Source organism: Mycobacterium sp. C31M (assembly GCF_053345865.1).
Window position 1 is genome coordinate 86709 of sequence record NZ_JBKFAX010000014.1, and the last position, 17358, is coordinate 104066.

Here is a 17358-nt window from a genome sequence, read left to right on the forward strand (position 1 = left end):
TTCGTTCCTCAGGTTTGTCGTTGCAGGTCGTCGATGCCGAGCAGTTCGAGCAGCCGGCCGGAGTAGACGGCGGCGTCCGGGGAGGCGTGGCTGCGTGGCCGCGGCAGGTCGATGTCCACCGACGCCGCGATCCGGCCCTCGTCGAGCACCAAGACCCGGTCGGCCAATGTCACCGCCTCGGCGACATCGTGGGTCACCAGCAGCACCCCGAAACCGTGCTCGGCGAACAGCCGCAGCAGCAGGTCGTGCATGGCCAGCCGGGTCAGCGCGTCCAGCGCGCCGAACGGCTCGTCGAGCAGCAGCAGGGTCGGCTCGGCGACCAGCGCCCGTGCCAGGGCCGCGCGCTGGGCCTCACCCCCGGACAGCGTCAACGGCCAGGCCTCGACCCGGTGCGACAGGCCAACCTCCCCCAGCACGCGCCGCGCCTTCTCCTCGGCGGCGCGCCGGCGGCGGCGCTGCGGATCGCCAAGGGCCACATTGCGGGTGACGGTCAGCCACGGCACCAGCCGCGGCTCCTGGAACACCACTGTCGGGGTGCCCTCGACACTGACCTCGCCGGTGTGCTCGTCCGACAGCCCGGCCAACACCCGCAGCAGAGTCGACTTGCCGGACCCGCTGCGGCCGACCAGCGCGACGATCTCGCCGCGGCCGACGCTCAGGTCGATCCCATCGAGCACCACATGCCCGTCGAAGCTCTTGGTCAGACCCCGTACCACGGCACTCATCGCACAGACACCCCCGGCTGCCAGCGCAGCGCCCATTTCTCGAACCACCGCACGATCGAATCGGTCACCAGCCCCAACACCCCGTAGACGAGCAGGCCGAAGATGACGATGTCGGTGCGCAGGAATTCCCGCGCGTTGTTGACGATGTAGCCCAGCCCGGCGCTGGCGTTGATCTGTTCGGCCACGATCAGCGACAGCCACGCGATGCCCAGGCTCTGCCGCATGCCGACCAGGATCTGGGGCAACGCGCCCGGGATGATCAGGTAGCGCATCCGCTCACCGCGGGTCAGCCGCAGCACGTCACCGAGCTCGATGAGCTTGGGGTCCAGGTGGCGGATGGCGGCAAAGGTGTTGAGGTACAGCGGGAACGCCACCCCGAGCGCGATCAGGTAGACCTTCGGTTCCTCGCCGATGCCGAACCAGATGATGAACAACGGGATGAGCCCGAACAGCGGGATGGTGCGCAGCATCTGCAGCGGCGGATCGACGGTGTATTCGCCGACCTTGCTCAGCCCGGCCACCACCCCGAAACCGATTCCGACGACGGCGCCCAATACGAAGCCGATCAGCGCGCGCTGCCCCGACACCAGCAGGGCGTCGCCGAGTTGGCCGGACTGAAACACCGAGAGCCCGGCCTCGAACACCACCGACGGGGCGGGCAGGATGCGCGCCGACAGCAGACCCGTCTGACTGGCGAACTGCCAGCCGACCAGCAGCACGATGGGTGCTATCGACCGCAGGAAGCCAGGCCGCCGGAACCACGGCACCGGTTTCCGGGCATGCGGAAGCGCCGCGACCTGGGTGACCATCGCCGCCGATGATGCCGTCGGCGTCGCACCGCCTCCAGGGTTCTGCTCGTCGTGACTAGAAATGCGGCCGTAACCCGTCGAGTGCCACCTCGATGACGTGGTCGGACACCGACGGGTTGTAGGCCTGGATAGCCTGGCAGCCGACCAGCAGCGCCTTGACCTCGGCGACGGTCACATCGGTGCGTACCGCACCCACCCGCTGGGCCGCCACCAACAGCTGGCCGAACATCCCGAGGAAGTCGGCGGCGTCGATCTCGATACCCTCCCCGGCGAGCGCGTCCACCACACCGCGATCGGCGGTGCCCCACTGCACCATCGACCGCAGGAAGTCGAACAGTGCGGTGCTCGGATCCGCGGCCGCCACCAGCTCACGCCCGTGGTCGACGATCCCGCGAATCCGTTCGGCGATGACGGCCCGGTAGAGGTCCTCCTTGGCCGGGAAGTGGCGGTAGACGGTGCCGGCGCCGACACCGGCGCGGCGGGCGATCTCGTCGATGGGGACCGCGAGCCCCTCGGCCGCGAAGGTCTGGTAGGCGACCTCCAAGATGCGGGCGCGGTTACGCGCCGCGTCGGCCCGCAACGGCCGTTCCGTTTCACTCACAGCGCACCTCCTCGCCGACTAAACGGGGCGAGCGTTCCGTATCGTCGGTCGAAACAGTTTAGAGGAGCTGACATGACCAACTGGACCACCGCGCACATCCCCGACCAGACCGGTCGCACCGCCGTCGTGACCGGCGCGAACACCGGCCTCGGATTCGAGACCGCCAAGGCGCTGGCCGGCGGGGGCGCCACCGTGGTGCTCGCTGTCCGCGACGCCGACAAGGGCAAGCGGGCCGCCGCGCAGATCGGCGGCGATGTCTCGGTGACCGAGCTGGACCTCGGCGCGCTGGACTCGGTCCGATCCGCCGCCGAAACCCTGCGCGGCCTCGACCGCATCGACCTGCTGATCAACAACGCCGGTGTCATGACGCCGCCGCGCAGCACCACCGCCGACGGATTCGAGCTGCAGTTCGGCACCAACCACCTCGGTCATTTCGCGCTCACCGGCCTGCTGCTGGACAAGCTGCTCGACGTGCCCGGGTCGCGGATCGTCACCGTCAGCAGCAACGGGCACAAGATGGGCGGCGCCATCCACTTCGACGATCTGCAGTGGGAGCGCTCCTACAGCCGGCTCGGCGCGTACGCGCAGTCCAAGCTGGCCAACCTGTTGTTCACCTATGAACTGCAACGCCGGCTGGCCACGCGCGGTAAGACCGTCGCCGTGGCCGCCCACCCCGGCACCTCGAGCACCGAACTGGCCCGCCACCTACCGTCGGCCGCCCAGCCCGCCTGGTCGGTGATCGGTCGGTTCGCCGCCCAGCCCGCCGCCGACGGTGCGCTGCCCACGCTGCGGGCGGCCACCGATCCCGCTGTGCTGGGCGGGCAGTACTACGGGCCGTCCAGCATCGCCCAGTGGCGGGGCGCACCGGTCGTCGTCGCCTCCAGCGACCAGTCCTACGACCAGGACATCCAGCGCCGACTGTGGGCTGTGTCCGAGGAGCTCACCGGTGTGACGTTCCCGGTCTGACACGCGGCCGGCGGACACGCCGGGTGCGAGATGCGCCGACGGAAGTTGTTTCAGTAGGCTGCTTTCCGTTCTAGGAAGGAGTCTCGGGTGCGGGCAGTTGAAGCGCCCAGCACCCAGGCGTTGCGGGGCTGGCAGCGGCGAGCGCTGGTCAAGTACCTGGCCGCCAAACCGAAGGATTTCCTGGCGGTCGCCACCCCCGGCGCCGGTAAGACGACCTTCGCGCTGCGCATCGCGGCGGAGTTGCTGGCCGACGGCACGGTGGCGCAGGTGACCGTGGTGGTGCCCACCGAGCACCTCAAGACCCAGTGGGCCCAGGCCGCCTCTCGGTTCGGGATGGCGCTGGACCCCAAGTTCAGCAACTCGGCCGCGCACACCTCCAGCGACTATCACGGCATCGTCGTCACCTACGCCCAGGTCGCCAGCCACCCGACCCGGCACCGGGTGCGCACCGAGAACCACAAGACGCTGGTCATCTTCGACGAGATCCACCACGGCGGGGACGCCAAATCCTGGGGTGACGCCATCCGGGAGGCCTATGACGATGCCGCGCGCCGGCTCGCGCTGACCGGGACCCCGTTCCGCAGCGATGACAGCCCCATCCCGTTCGTCACCTATGAGACCGACGGCGCAGGCTACCAGCGTTCCAAGGCCGACCACGTGTACGGCTACTCCGACGCACTGGCCGACGGGGTGGTGCGTCCGGTGGTGTTCATGGCCTACTCCGGTGAGGCCCGCTGGCGCGACAGCGCCGGTGAGGAACACGCCGCCCGGCTCGGTGAGCCGCTGAGCGCCGAGCAGACCGCCCGGGCCTGGCGCACCGCACTGAACCCGGAGGGCCAGTGGATGCCCGCCGTGATCGCCGCCGCGCACAAACGGCTGATGCAGAAGCGTGCCCACGTCCCCGACGCCGGCGGCATGATCATCGCCACCGACCAGACGACGGCCCGGGCTTACGCCAAGCTGTTGACCACCCTGACCGGGGAAGCACCGACCGTGGTGCTCTCCGACGACCCGACGGCATCGAGTCGCATCTCGCAGTTCTCCGACGGTACGACGGCCTGGATGGTCGCGGTGCGCATGGTGTCCGAAGGTGTCGACGTGCCCCGACTGTCCGTCGGGGTGTACGCCACCAGCGCCTCGACCCCGCTGTTCTTCGCCCAGGCGATCGGCCGGTTCGTGCGCAGCCGCCGCAAGGGCGAAACGGCCAGCGTCTTCCTGCCCTCGGTACCCAACCTGCTGCAGCTGGCCAGCGAGTTGGAGGAACAGCGCAACCACGTGCTGGGCAAACCGCACCGCGAATCCGACGGCCTCGACGACGAGCTGATCGCCGACGCCAACAAGACCAAGGACGAGAACACCGACGCCGACCGCGGTTACGAGTCCCTGGGTGCCGATGCCGAACTGGACCAGGTCATCTTCGACGGGTCGTCATTCGGCACCGCCGCCGCCGCGGGCAGCGATGAGGAGGCCGACTACCTGGGTATCCCCGGCCTGCTCGACGCCACCCAGATGCGTGACCTGCTGAGCCGCCGCCAGGACGAGCAGTTGCAGAAGCGCACCGCCGCGGCCGCCGCCGGTGGGCCGCCCGCACCACGCACCACCCACGGTCAGTTGCAGGAGCTGCGCCGCGAGCTGAACGCACTGGTGGCGATCGCGCATCACCGCACCGGAAAGACGCACGGGCAGATCCACAACGAGCTGCGCCAGCTGTGCGGTGGCCCGCCGCTGGCGGCAGCCAGCGGCGATCAGATCAAGGCCCGAATCGACGCGGTGCGGGGCCTGGGCTCGACGCAGCGCTAAAGGCCCAGCAGCTCCGGTAGATCGGCCACCGAGTCGATGACATGGCTGGGCTGCATCGCGAATTCGTCTGCGGCCCAACGATCCAACGTGTGCTGCCGGAACTTGCCGGTGCGCACCAGCACGCCGGTCATGCCGACCACCTGCCCGGCCAGCACGTCATTGTTGAGATCGTCACCGACGATGTACATCTCGTCGGGTTCCACACCCAGGCGCGCGGCCGAGGCCAGGAAACCCTCCGGTGCCGGTTTACCGACCGCAGTGGCCTTGCGACCGCAGGACTCCTCCATACCGTGCAGGTACATGCCGGTGTCGATGCGCAGTCCCTCGGTGGTGGTCCAGGACATGCTGCGGTGCATGGCGACCACCGGAACCCCTTGTGCCATCCAGTCGTACACCCAGGACAGCGTCACATGGTCATACTCGCGACCGGCACCGCCGAGCAGCACCACATCCGGTGTGTCGGGCATCGGGCCGCCGTGGGTGTCCACCGAGGCGACCAGATCGATACCGGGCATATCGCTGCTGATATCACCGCTGTTGACCAGGAAGCAGCGGGCGTCGGGATACCGGTCACGGACGAAATCGGCGGTCAGCACCGCCGCGGTGATCACCTCGTCGGGTGTGACGTCCATCCCGGCCTCGGTGAGCAGATCGGCGATCTGGACGCGGGTGCGGGTGGTGGTGTTGGTCAGGTAGGAACGCGCGATCTGGTTGGCCGCCAAGGCCTGTAGCGTCTCACGCGCACCCGGGATCGGTTTCCACGAGGTGACCAGCACACCATCGATGTCGAAGAGCACTCCGCCGGTAGCCATGCAGCGAGACTAGAGGTACCACTGACTGTCGGCCACCCACGGGGATGCCGTCGCCGCCACACTCCAGGCCGTCTCGGCCGGTACATCGATCAGCACATAACGTTTGGTGCCGGCCGCCGTCGCCGCCACCAGCGTCGCGACACCGGCGCGGCGCTGGAACCAGGTCTGGCGCACCGTCCATCCGATGATGCCGTCGGTCTGCACACAGTCACGACGGCGGTCGATGCTGCCGGCGCGGGTCACCAGCCACTGCGCGTCGACCCGATGCCCCAGGGCGCGCACCCGGTCGATCGACAGGAAGATGCTGAAGCCGACCAGCAGCGCCCACAGCGCCCACGCCCAGCCCGGTGCACCCGTGACCGCCAGCACCGCACCCACCAGGATCGGCACCACCGCGGCCCGCACGCGTCGGCGCCGCGCCGCGGACGGGCCGTGCGACACCAGCGCGCCGTCGACCACATCGGCCCGCCCCACCAGCTCGGTCAGTACCCCGCGGGCCGTGTCTGCCGGGCATGACGGCAACAGCAGCGCGGACTCCCCGGTGCCGGACACCCCGGTCATCACCGCGTCCAGGCGCGCCCCACCCAACAGCCGCACCAGTAGCGGTTCGCTCAGCGTGCCGCCGCGCAGCCGGCGCAGGTCATAGGTGTATTCGCGGACCCGGACCAGGCCGTGCACCAGACCCACGGTGTCCGCACCCCGGGTCAACACCAGGTTTCCGTAGGTCAGCAGCGAACGCCCGACCATCAACGGCACCGACGCGGCCAGTGCGACCACCACCCAGTCGGACACCAGATCGCCGTAGCCCGCCTGATGGGCCATCCCGACCCCAGCACCGACGGCCAGCAGCCCGGACAGACTCAACGGGCTGTAGCGCAGCCAGGACGGCCGCCAGCGGGCCAGCTCGTCGGCGGGCTGCGGCGCCGCCGTCTCCCCCAACAACGTCGCCCGCAGCTGCGCCACCTGCTCCGAGCGCACCGCGTCCAGGCGGAACTCGTTGTCGCCCTTGGCTTCCTGACCGGTGCTGACACGCAGCACGGTCAACCCCAGCAGCCGGTGCAGCAACCGGGCCTCGGTGTGCACCGAGCGGATACGACTGCGCGGCACCGACAGCACCGTGCGCCGCAGCACACCACTGCGCAGCACCACCTCCTGCGCGTCGAACCGGTAACTCGTGGTGAACCAGCGGGCCACCCCGAGCGCCACGATCAGACCCACACCCAGCAGCGACCACAACGGGTTCTGCGTGGTGGACCCCAGCACGATCGCGCCGATCAGCAGCGGCAGTTGGTTGAGCACCTCGTGCACCGGATGGACCAGCAGCATGCGCGGTGAAAGCCGCCGCCACGGTGAAAGATCTTGCGAATCGGCCTGGTTCATGTGGCGTCGTGCCCGCCCAGGGCGGCGATATCGGTCAGCTGGGCCACCACCTGATCGGCCACCGCCATATCGAGCGCCACGATGCGCACCGCCCCGGCCGAGGACGCCGTCGTCACGGTCACATTGGCCAGGCCGAACAACCGGTCCACCGGTCCGCGGTCGGTGTCGACGGTCTGCACCCGCGATATCGGCGCGATCCGGCGCTGCTGCACCAACCATCCGGTGCGGGTGTACACCGCCCGCGCGCCGATCTCCCAGCGGTGCACCCGGTATCGCCAGATCGGCACGACGACGACCGACAGCAGCACCCCGACCGCCGTCACCGCGGCCGCCGCCAGGTGTATCAGCAGCATCCGAGAATCGGCCACGAACCAGATGACCTGCGCCACCACCAGGAACAACCACGGAATCGACGCGGCCAGCGCCCAGGCCAACGGTGCACTGCGGCTGGGCGGATGCACGGGGTCAGCCATCGGCACACGACCAGTATGTTCTAGTCATGAGCCAGAAATGGAACGAATCGAACGTCCCCGACCAGTCCGGACGCACCGCGATCGTGACGGGCTCCAACACCGGACTCGGCTACGAAACCGCCCGCGTACTGGCCGAACGCGGCGCCCAGGTGGTCATCGCGGTCCGCGATACCGCCAAGGGTGACGCCGCGGCCGCCAAGATCCGCGCCGCCACCGCGGCGGCCAAGGTGGAGGTCCTGGCCCTGGATCTCGGCTCGCTGGCCGCGGTGCGCACCGCGGCCGAACAGATCAAGACCGCGTATCCACGCATCGATCTGCTGATCAACAACGCCGGCGTGATGTACCCGCCAAAACAGACCACCGCCGACGGGTTCGAGCTGCAGTTCGGCACCAACCACCTCGGGCATTTCGCGCTCACCGGACTGTTGTTGGAAAACGTTCTGGCCGTGCAGAATTCCCGGGTGGTGACGGTCGCCAGCATCGCCCACCGCAACCAGGCCAAGATCCATTTCGACGATCTGCAGTGGGACCGCAGCTACAACCGGGTGGCCGCCTACGGCCAGTCCAAGCTGGCCAACCTGATGTTCGCCTACGAGTTGGACCGCCGGCTGACCGGCAAACCCACCATGTCGGTGGCCGCGCACCCGGGTGTCTCCAACACCGAACTGATGCGGCACACCCCCGGCAACACCCTGCCGGGGTTCAACGCGGTGGCCAACCTGGTGACCAACTCACCGTTGGTGGGTGCGCTGGCCACCCTTCGGGCGGCGACCGATCCGGCGGTGCGCGGCGGGCAGTACTACGGTCCGGCGTTCCCCACCCGTGGGATGGGTGTCGTCGGTCACCCACACCTGGTGAGTTCCAGCGCCCAGTCCCACGACCGGGACATCGCTCGCCGGCTGTGGACGGTGTCCGAGGAACTGACCGGCGTCACCTTCGCCCTCTGATGCGCTCGGTCACCGAACACCAGCGGGTCATCGCCGACCTGATCACCGCACGCGCCCCCGTTGCGGAGTCCCCGTCCGAGGCCCTCGGCCTGGTGCTGGCCGCCGATGTGACGGCGACGTTGGCGCTGCCCGGGTTCGACAACTCGGCCATGGACGGTTTCGCGGTGCTGGCCGCCGACATCGCCGCGGCGACCGCAGAGCACCCGGTGACCCTGCCGGTGTCCGATGACATCCCGGCCGGCCGCACCGATATCGCACCCCTGCAACCGGGTACCGCGCAGCGCATCATGACCGGCGCCCCACTGCCGCCCGGCGCCACCGCCGTCGTGCCGGTCGAGGCGACCGACGCCGACTTCTCGACAACCGCGGCACACGTCGCGATCCGGACGACTGCCCGCGAGGGACAACACATCCGGCGTGCCGGCGAGGATGTCGCGGCGGGCACCACGGTGTTGCGCACCGGGCAGCGACTGACCCCGGCGGCACTCGGGCTGGTGGCCGCGCTCGGTCTGGCGCAGGTCAGTGTGCTGCCACCGCTGCGGGTGCTGGTGCTGTCCACCGGGTCGGAGCTGGTGGCACCCGGGGTGCCGCTGTTGCCCGGCCAGATCTACGAATCCAATGCAGTCATGTTGGCCGCCGCGGTCCGCGACGCCGGTGCCACCGCCGTCACCGCCCCGATGGTCAGCGACGACCCGGCCGCGTTTCGCGCGGTGCTGGACGCCCACGCCGCCGACGTCGACCTGATCATCACCACCGGCGGCGTCAGCGCCGGTGCGTACGAGGTGGTCAAGGAATCCCTGGGCGGAACCGTCGAGTTCACCAAGGTGGCCATGCAACCCGGGATGCCCCAGGGAGCGGGCCGCGTCGGGGGCACCCCGATCGTCACGCTGCCCGGCAACCCGGTGAGCTCGCTGGTGTCCTTCGAGGTGTTCCTGCGCGGCCCGCTGCGCGCCGCCATGGGCCTGCGCCCCGAACGCCCCCGGATCACCGCCACGCTCACCGAGGATCTGAGCTCACCGCGCGGTAAGCGGCAGTTCCGCCGCGGTGTGCTCACCGGCGCGACGGTGACCAGTTACGGACCGCCGGCCTCGCATCACCTGCGCTGGCTGGCCTCGGCGAACTGCCTGCTCGACATCCCCGCCGACGTCGAGCAGGTGGCCGCCGGGTCCCAGCTCGAGGTCTGGGATCTGTCGTAGAATCGGGAGCCAACATGGCCAGACCTGCGCGTTCACCAGATGACCAGAGCTCTGAGGCGCAACGCTTCGTCGAACTCGTCCGCTCCACCGTCCCGCCGCTGCACCCGGCCGGCCTGCCGTTCATCGCGGGCAGCCTGGGTATCGCGGCACTCGGCCGCAACCGCCGCTGGCTGCGTAACACAGGCCTGGGCGCGGCCGGTTTCTCCGCGTTGTTCTTCCGGCACCCGCCGCGTGTCCCACCGACCCGGCCCGGGGTCGTAGTGGCTCCGGCCGACGGCCGGGTGACGCTACTCGACACCGCGGTGCCGCCCGCCGAACTCGGTATCGGGGACACCCCGATGACCCGCATCAGCATCTTCCTGTCGGTGTTCGACGCGCATGTGCAGCGGGCACCGGTGGCCGGTCAGGTGATGGGTGTGGTGCACAAGCCGGGTGAGTTCCAGTCCGCGGACAAGGACACCGCCAGCGAGGCCAACGAACGCAACAGCCTGTGGTTGCGCACCGATGCCGGGGTAGACATCGTCGCGGTGCAGATCGCCGGGCTGGTGGCGCGGCGCATCGTCTGCGAGGCACGTACCGGTGACAAGCTCGACCTCGGCGCTACCTACGGGCTGATCCGGTTCGGGTCGCGGCTGGACACATACTTCCCGACCGACGCCCGGGTGCTCGTCGAGGCCGGTCAGCGCGCCATCGGCGGCGAGACGATCCTGGCCGAGTTGCCCTGATGCAGCCCAGGGACCGTCCCCGCTCACGCCCGTCGGCGATGCGCATCCTGCCGAGCGCCACGACGGTGCTGGCGATCTGCGCCGGGCTGACCTCCATCAAGTTCGCGCTCGACGGTCAGCCGCATATCGCGCTGGCGCTCATCGGTGCCGCCGCGGTGCTCGACGGGATCGACGGCGGTATCGCGCGCGCCCTGGATGCGCAGTCGCGGATGGGTGCGGAGATCGATTCGCTGGCCGACGCGGTGAACTTCGGGGTGGCCCCCGCGCTGGTGGTTTATGTGACCCTGCTGCCGACCTCCCCGGTCGGCTGGATCTTCGCCCTGCTGTACGCGGTCTGCATCGTGCTGCGGCTGGCCCGGTTCAACGCGCTCCTCGACGATGACACCAAACCCGCCTACACCCGGCAGTACTTCACCGGTATGCCGGCGCCGTGCGGGGCGGTCGGCGTGATCGGGCCGCTGGCGGCGATGCTGCAGTTCGGCCAGGGCTGGTGGACGTCGCAGTGGTTCGTCTGCCTGTGGTTCGCCGCCAATGCCGCGCTGTTGGTCAGCCGGGTGCCGACGCTGGCACTGAAGTCGGTGTCGATGCCGCCGAACGCGGCGCCGATCCTGCTGATCGCGATCGCCGCGGCGGCGGCCGCACTGCTGCTGTTCCCCTACGTGCTGGTGCTGCTGATCATCGCCGGCTATCTGCTGATCATCCCGTTCACCATCCGCAGCCAGCGCTGGGTCGCGGCCCGACCCGAGACCTGGAACGACAAACCCGGCCAGCGGCGCCAGGCGCGCCGCGAGATCCGCCGTGCCCAGCCGAACCGGCGCTCGATGTCCCGGCTGGGCCTGCGGAAGCCGCCGGGCCGCCGATGAGCGAGATGGAATACACCGACGAGACACCACTGAACCATCTGCGGCTGACGGCCCGGCTCAACACGTCGGCGATGGACAGCCGCCGCGGGGTGGTGCGGTTGCACCCTGAGGTGATCGCCGCCCTGGGCATCCGCGAGTGGGATGCGGTGTCCCTGCTGGGCTCGCGCACCACGGCCGCGGTGGTCGGGCTGGCGCCCGGCGGGACACCGGCGGGCACCGCGCTGCTCGACGATGTCACGCTGTCCAATGCCGGGCTGCGGGAGAACTCCACCGTCGTGGTGGCGCCGGTGGCGGTCAACGGCGCCCGCACGGTGACGCTCACCGGGTCCCGGCTGGCCACCCAGTCGGTATCGCCGGCGACGCTGCGGATGGCGCTGCTGGGCAAGGTGATGACGGTCGGTGACACCGTCTCGCTGCTACCCCGCGATCTGGGCCCGGGTACCTCGACATCGGCGGCGACCACCGCGTTGACGACCTCGGTCGGCATCACCTGGACCTCGGAGCTGCTCACCGTCACCAGTGTCGACCCCGCCGGAACCGTGAGTGTGCAACCTAATTCGAATGTCACCTGGGGAGACGGCAGCACCACCGCCATACCGGTGCCCCCGAGCCACGAGCCGGTCGCCGCCGCGGTGCCACTGGACGATCTCAAGGGCGCGCACACCCAGGCCGGCAAGCTCGCCGAGTGGCTCAAACTCGCCCTCGATGAACCGGAGTTGCTCGAAACCCTGGGCGCGGGCACCAATCTCGGTGTGCTGGTGTCCGGCCCGGCCGGGGTCGGCAAGGCGACGCTGGTGCGGGCCGTCTGCGCCGACCGCACCCTGATCGAACTGGACGGACCCGAGGTCGGCGCGCTGCGTGACGAGGACCGCCTCGCCGGTGTCGCCTCCGCGGTCGCCGCGGTGAAAGCCGGTGGCGTGCTGCTCATCACCGATATCGACGCGCTGCTGCCGGTGACCGCCGCCCCGGTGGCCACCTTGATCCTGGCCGAGCTGCGCACCGCCGTCGCCACCAAGGGGGTGGCCTTCATCGCCACCTCCGCGATCCCGGACAACGTGGACCCGCGGCTGCGGGCCCCGGAGCTGTGCGACCGCGAACTGGGACTGAGCCTGCCCGACGGCGCCACCCGCAAATCGCTGCTGGAGGTGCTGCTGCGCGGTGTGCCCGCCGCCGAGCTCGACCTGGACAAGATCGCCGAGCGCACCCCGGGTTTCGTGGTCGCCGATCTGGCCGCGCTGGTGCGCGAGGCGGCGTTGCGGGCGGCCGCCCGGGCCAGTACCGACGGCGCGGCTCCGGCATTGACTCAGGAGGATTTCACCGGCGCCCTGTCGGTGATCCGGCCGCTGTCCCGCTCGGCCACCGAGGAGGTGGCCGTCGGTTCGGTCACCCTGGAGGACGTCGGGGACATGGTGGCCACCAAACAGGCCCTCACCGAGGCCGTGCTGTGGCCGCTGCAGCATCCGGACACCTTTGCCCGGCTGGGTGTGCAACCGCCACGCGGTGTGCTGCTCTACGGCCCGCCGGGCTGCGGTAAGACGTTCGTGGTGCGGGCGCTGGCCAGTTCGGGCCGGTTGAGCGTGCATGCGGTCAAGGGTGCCGAGCTGATGGACAAGTGGGTCGGCTCATCGGAGAAGGCGGTGCGCGAATTGTTCCGCCGTGCACGTGATTCGGCACCGTCACTGGTGTTCCTGGACGAGATCGATGCACTGGCCCCGCGCCGCGGGCAGAGCCACGACTCCGGGGTCACCGACCGCGTGGTGGCCGCCCTGCTGACCGAGTTGGACGGTATCGAACCGCTACGTGACGTGGTGGTGCTCGGTGCCACCAACCGTCCCGACCTGATCGACCCGGCGCTGTTGCGGCCGGGCCGCCTGGAGCGACTGGTGTTCGTCGAGCCACCCGATGCCGACGCCCGCCGCGACATCCTGCGCACCGCGGGCAAGTCGATCCCGCTGTCGGACGAGGTCGACCTGGACACGCTCGCCGACGAGTTGGACGGCTACAGCGCGGCCGATTGTGTTGCCCTGCTGCGGGAGGCCGCATTGGCGGCCATGCGCCGGTCCATCGACGCCGCGGATGTCACCGCGGCCGATGTCGCCACGGCCCGGGAGAACGTGCGCCCATCGCTGGATCCCGCACAGGTCGCCTCGCTGCGGGATTTCGCCGAGAACCGATAACCATATCCATCGACGAAACCGTCAATATCGGGATACATTGGGGCGGTGAGCCGATCATGCCGGCCGCTGTCCCCCTTCGAACTGGTGCATGCCGTGGTCTGCGAGACCACGGTGCTCACCCTGCGGATCAGCGGCCCGCTCGACGCCCAGGCGCTCCAGACCGCCTGGCGGTACGTCGTGGCGGCGAATCCGGTGCTGTGCGGACGAATCGAATTCGGCACCGCAGGACTGGAACTGGTGACCGACGGGACACCTGCGGAACCGGTCAGTATCGGCCGGGTCGATCCCGTCGAGCACAGCACCACCCCGGTCGCCTTCGGCCAGCCGGTCGCGGGCCTGGACCTCACCTCTGACGGCGAGGGCGGACACTGGGTCAGCCTGTTCAATCACCATGCGATCGCCGATGGCACGCTGACGTATTTCTGGTACCGGTCGCTGTGGCAGCACTACCGCGAGATAATTGCGGGTGCAACGACTTTCGACGAGGAGGTGCACCCGGTTCCGGAATCACCCGAGGCGGTGTTGGCCGGCCGCGGAGTCGGCAAACTCGACCGCAGCGGCGCCGAACGACTCGATGGTGTGGTGGTCCATCCGTTCCGCGACCCGGTGGGCCGCACCCCCGGCACCGACCCGTTCGCGCTGCACCGGGTCGTCACGGTGTTCAGCGCCGAGGAGACCGCGGCGCTGCGCGCGGCGGCCAAATCGAGGAACGCGACATTGCACGGATTCATCTGCGCGGCAATTCTCTTCGCCGAGCGCGAACTGCTGGAACCCGATGGCGCCCTGGCCATCGGGTTGATCTCCCCGGTGGACATCCGAAAATGGCTCACCCCGCCGGTCGGCGAGACCGAGGGCACCAACATCCAGGGGCATTCGTTCGCCGAGGTGACCATCGATCTTCTTGATGACCCGAGGTCGGTCGGCGTGGAGATCCTGCGGCAGTTGCACACCGATCTCGACGAGGGGGTGGTGCTGCAGACCTGTCTGCACATCCAGGAGACCGTGCAACGGTGGGCCGCCAACGACAGCCTCGAACCGATCTCGGTGTCGAACATGGGCGAGTTCACGAAACTGCCACTGCCCGAGGACCTCACGGTGCAGGAGTTCCACGTTCGGGGCAGCGCCCATTACGGTGTGCTGGCCGGTGGCGGGCCACCGGAGAACCTGCCGCTGTCCACCGGCCGGCACCATTCGGTGTTCAGCTACGACGGCCGGTTGAACGTGCAGACGAATTATCCGGCGGCGGTGCTGAGCGCCGAACGCACCCAGCACTTCGCGAATCGGGTCCGGACGCACCTGCTGGCGATGCTGCAGGCCCCCTGACGTGATCCCCACCGCCCCCGGTCGACTGCCACTGTTGGGGCATGCCCATCTGGTCGCCGGCGATCCCCGCCGATTCCTGTTGTCGATCGCCGACCTCGGGCCCGTTGTGCGGGTATACCTGGGCGGGCAGCCGTCCTACGCGCTGACCACGGCCGAACTCATCCGTGATGTCAGCCTGGGCCGGGCCGGCGAATTCCATCGGGATGCCCTGCGCGATGCCATCAGCGATCTCGTGACCGGGGCGACCAACGTGCTCAGCGGCGCCGAGCACGATCTGCGTCGCCGGATGATCGCCCCGGTGTTCCGGCAGGGCCGGTTGACCGAATATGCGGGCACGGTGGCCGATATCGCCGACGGTTGGGGCGCATCGCTACCCGCGGGTGAGCACGGCGATCTGCGGCCGTCGGTACACGATCTGGTCATGCGCACCATGTTCGCGACGCTGTTCCGCTCGGACGCCGACGGCGCCCAGTTGACCTACATCCGGCAGCGGGTGCCGTGGTTGCTCAGTGAGGTGATCGTCCGCGGTGCCCTGCCGGCACCCGCCCGCCGGCTGCGGTTCTGGGCCGACCGACGGTTCGTCGCGCAGTCCCGCGAGGTCCGGGCGGCGATGACCGGCCTGATCGACGCCCGCCGCGACGACCCGGATCGCGGTGACATGTTGTCGGCCCTGCTGGGATATGTCGATTCCGAAACCGGTGCGCGATTGTCCGATGACGATCTGGTCGACGAGGTGTTGTTGGCGCTCGCGGCGGGCATCGGTTCGCAGTCCTCGATATTTTCCTGGCTGATCTACGAAGTGGCGCGCTCCCCCGTCATCACCGAAAGGCTGTACGCCGAGCTCGATTCGGTGGGCAGCTCCGGCCCGTTCCTGCGCAATGTGCTCACCGAGACCCTGCGGGTGTGGGCACCGTGGATCACGTTGCTCACCGCACGCGGTCCGGTGCACCTCGACGGTGTCGACCTACCGGATGGCACCAACATCCTGTTCAGCGCCTATCAGGTGCATCATCAGGACCGATACTTTCCGAATGCCGCGGTCTTCGACCCGGACCGCTGGGACGACGAGCCTGACGATCGGGGCGCCATGATGCCGTTCGGTCTCGGGAAGAGACACTGCCCCGGCAATCATTTTGCGCTGCTGTCACTCACCCGGCAGGCCGCCGCGCTGTTCACCCGGTGGCGGGTGGAACTGCCGCCCGATTTCGAGATCAAAGTCCGCGGGAGGGATTTTGTGCTGGCGCCGGCCCGGCTGCCGGTCCGGCTGACACCGCGCTAACCGATCGCGGTCTTCTCGACGATATCGCACACCCGGGGCACACCGTCCCCGGTCGCCCGCAGCTCACGACCGAAAGCTTCGGCGCGCGAACGTGTCTCGGGCAACAGCAGGGTGTCGATCGCCGCGCTGAGGTTGTCCGCGTCGAGCTTCGGGAACGGGATGTGTGCACCGACACCCAGTCGTCGAACCTGGTTGCCCCACAGCGGCTGATCGAAGGACACCGAGCACACCAGTGTCGGCAGTCCGGCGCGCAGGCTCTCGAAGAGAGTGCCGATGCCGCCGTGATGGATCGCCGCCCGGCAGTGCGGGAAGATCAGGTCGTGCGCCAAGGCGTCGGTGATCTTCACGTCGGTTCCGGTGCTCAGCGCCCGGCTTCCGATATCGGCACCGCCTATGCTGATCAACGCGCGTTGCCCGGTGCGGTCGCAGATCTGCTGGATCAGGCCGATCACCGATCCGAAATCCTGGATCGGCAGGCTTCCGAACCCGAAGAACAACGGAGGCTCACCGTCCTTCGCCCACTGCACCACGTCGTCGTGCTGGTCGGCCAACTCGCCTATCGCCTCCCGCGCCGACCGTGGCAGCCACAGGAAACCCACGAAAGGCTTTGTGGCTCCCCACTCCTGCGCCAGTCCGGGGACCAGCGCCGAATCGTACATCTGCAGTTCGGGCACCTGCCGGGCCGCCAGCTGCGATTCGGTGCTGGCCCGGGACTTCGGCAGGTTCACCTTCACCCGCAGGTTGTTGAGGTACTTACCGAACACGGCGGTACGCAGCCGCTCCAGGGCGAACCAGGCGCCGCGGTTGACCGCCCCGGGTATCGGCCAGCCGTGCGGCAAAGCACCGGGCGGGGCGTAGACACTGTTGCGTCGGCTCGGATAGGTGTGCAGGGTGACCATGGGGATGTCCCGGGCCTGGGCCAGGATCACCGACCGGTCCTCGCTGAAGGTGGTGCACACGATCATCTCCGCGTCGGTGGCGATGTCGATCAGCTCATCGTCCATCCGGTCGGCGTACTCGGCCATCTGGCCGGACACCATCTGCATCAGCTTGAACGAGTTGCCCGCCGCGAGTGCGCGCTGCCCCTCTGCAGATGTGTAAAGGGCGTGGACGTCCGGCCCGAACTGGCGCACCGTCAGGCCTGTCCTGCCGACGAAGTCGAGGAAGTTGGGCGGGGCACCGATGACCACGCTGTGACCACGGCGTTCCAGTTCCAGCCCGAGTGCGATTCCGGGTTGCACGTCGCCGCGGCTGCCGACGAGTGGGATCAGTATGCGCACGG

The 17358-nt window shown here is 69.1% G+C and carries 16 protein-coding genes; 9 read left to right on the forward strand and 7 right to left on the reverse strand.

All coding sequences use genetic code 11. The features are described from left to right. Nucleotides 1-8: 8 nt before the first annotated feature. The 3 genes from ACLBYA_RS21180 to ACLBYA_RS21190 are packed head-to-tail and all read right to left on the reverse strand — an operon-like array spanning nucleotide 9 to nucleotide 2135. Nucleotides 9-725 carry an ABC transporter ATP-binding protein gene (locus tag ACLBYA_RS21180; RefSeq protein WP_447711408.1) on the reverse strand — a complete coding sequence of 239 codons (717 nt, stop codon included), beginning with the start codon at nucleotides 723-725 and terminating at the stop codon, nucleotides 9-11. Further along, nucleotides 722-1534 (reverse strand): ABC transporter permease, encoded by an 813-nt coding sequence (locus ACLBYA_RS21185; protein ID WP_447711409.1) that lies wholly within the window; start codon nucleotides 1532-1534, stop codon nucleotides 722-724. Before ACLBYA_RS21185 ends, ACLBYA_RS21180 begins: the two co-directional genes overlap by 4 nt. A gap of 55 nt (nucleotides 1535-1589) precedes the next feature. Further along, nucleotides 1590-2135, reverse strand: coding sequence for a TetR/AcrR family transcriptional regulator (locus ACLBYA_RS21190; RefSeq protein ID WP_447711410.1), 546 nt, complete (start codon nucleotides 2133-2135; stop codon nucleotides 1590-1592). A gap of 72 nt (nucleotides 2136-2207) precedes the next feature. Here ACLBYA_RS21190 and ACLBYA_RS21195 point away from each other — a divergent pair, with 72 nt between their 5' ends. Both ACLBYA_RS21195 and ACLBYA_RS21200 read left to right on the forward strand, forming a co-directional pair. Further along, the gene (locus tag ACLBYA_RS21195; protein WP_447711411.1) at nucleotides 2208-3101 is read left to right on the forward strand and encodes an SDR family NAD(P)-dependent oxidoreductase; all 894 of its coding nucleotides are present in this window, start codon (nucleotides 2208-2210) and stop codon (nucleotides 3099-3101) included. A gap of 87 nt (nucleotides 3102-3188) precedes the next feature. After that, nucleotides 3189-4901, forward strand: coding sequence for a DEAD/DEAH box helicase (locus ACLBYA_RS21200; RefSeq protein ID WP_447711412.1), 1713 nt, complete (start codon nucleotides 3189-3191; stop codon nucleotides 4899-4901). On the opposite strand, the gene ACLBYA_RS21205 is transcribed toward ACLBYA_RS21200, so the two are convergent. The 3 genes from ACLBYA_RS21205 to ACLBYA_RS21215 are packed head-to-tail and all read right to left on the reverse strand — an operon-like array spanning nucleotide 4898 to nucleotide 7566. Continuing rightward, nucleotides 4898-5713 carry an HAD-IIA family hydrolase gene (locus ACLBYA_RS21205; RefSeq protein ID WP_447711413.1) on the reverse strand — a complete coding sequence of 272 codons (816 nt, stop codon included), beginning with the start codon at nucleotides 5711-5713 and terminating at the stop codon, nucleotides 4898-4900. The two genes, ACLBYA_RS21200 and ACLBYA_RS21205, sit on opposite strands and share 4 nt — an antisense overlap. 9 nt (nucleotides 5714-5722) lie before the next feature. Further along, nucleotides 5723-7039 (reverse strand): PH domain-containing protein, encoded by a 1317-nt coding sequence (locus ACLBYA_RS21210; protein WP_447711414.1) that lies wholly within the window; start codon nucleotides 7037-7039, stop codon nucleotides 5723-5725. Nucleotides 7040-7089: 50 nt separating this feature from the next. Continuing rightward, nucleotides 7090-7566, reverse strand: coding sequence for a PH domain-containing protein (locus ACLBYA_RS21215; RefSeq protein ID WP_447711415.1), 477 nt, complete (start codon nucleotides 7564-7566; stop codon nucleotides 7090-7092). Nucleotides 7567-7592: 26 nt separating this feature from the next. On the opposite strand from ACLBYA_RS21215, the gene ACLBYA_RS21220 reads away from it, so the two are divergent. The 7 genes from ACLBYA_RS21220 to ACLBYA_RS21250 are packed head-to-tail and all read left to right on the forward strand — an operon-like array spanning nucleotide 7593 to nucleotide 16076. Beyond that, nucleotides 7593-8513 (forward strand): SDR family NAD(P)-dependent oxidoreductase, encoded by a 921-nt coding sequence (locus ACLBYA_RS21220; protein ID WP_447711416.1) that lies wholly within the window; start codon nucleotides 7593-7595, stop codon nucleotides 8511-8513. Further along, on the forward strand, nucleotides 8513-9709 hold the full coding sequence (gene moeA, locus ACLBYA_RS21225; protein WP_447711417.1) for a molybdopterin molybdotransferase MoeA: 1197 nt from the start codon (nucleotides 8513-8515) through the stop codon (nucleotides 9707-9709). Before ACLBYA_RS21220 ends, moeA begins: the two co-directional genes overlap by 1 nt. A gap of 14 nt (nucleotides 9710-9723) precedes the next feature. Next, complete coding sequence (locus ACLBYA_RS21230; protein WP_447711418.1) at nucleotides 9724-10434, forward strand: phosphatidylserine decarboxylase; 711 nt, start codon at nucleotides 9724-9726, stop codon at nucleotides 10432-10434. Beyond that, nucleotides 10434-11297, forward strand: coding sequence for a CDP-alcohol phosphatidyltransferase family protein (locus ACLBYA_RS21235; RefSeq protein WP_447711419.1), 864 nt, complete (start codon nucleotides 10434-10436; stop codon nucleotides 11295-11297). Before ACLBYA_RS21230 ends, ACLBYA_RS21235 begins: the two co-directional genes overlap by 1 nt. A gap of 5 nt (nucleotides 11298-11302) precedes the next feature. Further along, nucleotides 11303-13474: an AAA family ATPase gene (locus ACLBYA_RS21240; RefSeq protein WP_447711521.1), complete on the forward strand. Its 2172-nt coding sequence runs from the start codon at nucleotides 11303-11305 to the stop codon at nucleotides 13472-13474. Between the two features lie 45 nt (nucleotides 13475-13519). Further along, on the forward strand, nucleotides 13520-14797 hold the full coding sequence (locus tag ACLBYA_RS21245) for a phthiocerol/phthiodiolone dimycocerosyl transferase family protein (protein ID WP_447711420.1): 1278 nt from the start codon (nucleotides 13520-13522) through the stop codon (nucleotides 14795-14797). Nucleotide 14798: 1 nt separating this feature from the next. Next, nucleotides 14799-16076, forward strand: a complete 1278-nt coding sequence (locus ACLBYA_RS21250; RefSeq protein ID WP_447711421.1) for a cytochrome P450 — start codon at nucleotides 14799-14801, stop codon at nucleotides 16074-16076. On the opposite strand, the gene ACLBYA_RS21255 is transcribed toward ACLBYA_RS21250, so the two are convergent. Then, entirely contained in the window at nucleotides 16073-17356 is a 1284-nt protein-coding gene (locus ACLBYA_RS21255) for a glycosyltransferase (protein WP_447711422.1), read from the reverse strand. The genes ACLBYA_RS21250 and ACLBYA_RS21255 overlap by 4 nt on opposite strands. Between the last annotated feature and the right edge of the window lie 2 nt (nucleotides 17357-17358).

What these genes read in the sequence shown, in the direction of transcription:
- ACLBYA_RS21180 (WP_447711408.1), bottom strand. Translation starts at nt 725, where the DNA reads ATGAGTGCCGTGGTACGGGGTCTGACCAAGAGCTTCGACGGGCATGTG.
- ACLBYA_RS21185 (WP_447711409.1), bottom strand. Translation starts at nt 1,534, where the DNA reads ATGGTCACCCAGGTCGCGGCGCTTCCGCATGCCCGGAAACCGGTGCCG.
- ACLBYA_RS21195 (WP_447711411.1), top strand. Translation starts at nt 2,208, where the DNA reads ATGACCAACTGGACCACCGCGCACATCCCCGACCAGACCGGTCGCACC.
- ACLBYA_RS21205 (WP_447711413.1), bottom strand. Translation starts at nt 5,713, where the DNA reads ATGGCTACCGGCGGAGTGCTCTTCGACATCGATGGTGTGCTGGTCACC.
- ACLBYA_RS21210 (WP_447711414.1), bottom strand. Translation starts at nt 7,039, where the DNA reads ATGCTGCTGGTCCATCCGGTGCACGAGGTGCTCAACCAACTGCCGCTG.
- ACLBYA_RS21215 (WP_447711415.1), bottom strand. Translation starts at nt 7,566, where the DNA reads ATGGCTGACCCCGTGCATCCGCCCAGCCGCAGTGCACCGTTGGCCTGG.
- ACLBYA_RS21220 (WP_447711416.1), top strand. Translation starts at nt 7,593, where the DNA reads ATGAGCCAGAAATGGAACGAATCGAACGTCCCCGACCAGTCCGGACGC.
- moeA (WP_447711417.1), top strand. Translation starts at nt 8,513, where the DNA reads ATGCGCTCGGTCACCGAACACCAGCGGGTCATCGCCGACCTGATCACC.
- ACLBYA_RS21230 (WP_447711418.1), top strand. Translation starts at nt 9,724, where the DNA reads ATGGCCAGACCTGCGCGTTCACCAGATGACCAGAGCTCTGAGGCGCAA.
- ACLBYA_RS21235 (WP_447711419.1), top strand. Translation starts at nt 10,434, where the DNA reads ATGCAGCCCAGGGACCGTCCCCGCTCACGCCCGTCGGCGATGCGCATC.
- ACLBYA_RS21240 (WP_447711521.1), top strand. Translation starts at nt 11,303, where the DNA reads ATGGAATACACCGACGAGACACCACTGAACCATCTGCGGCTGACGGCC.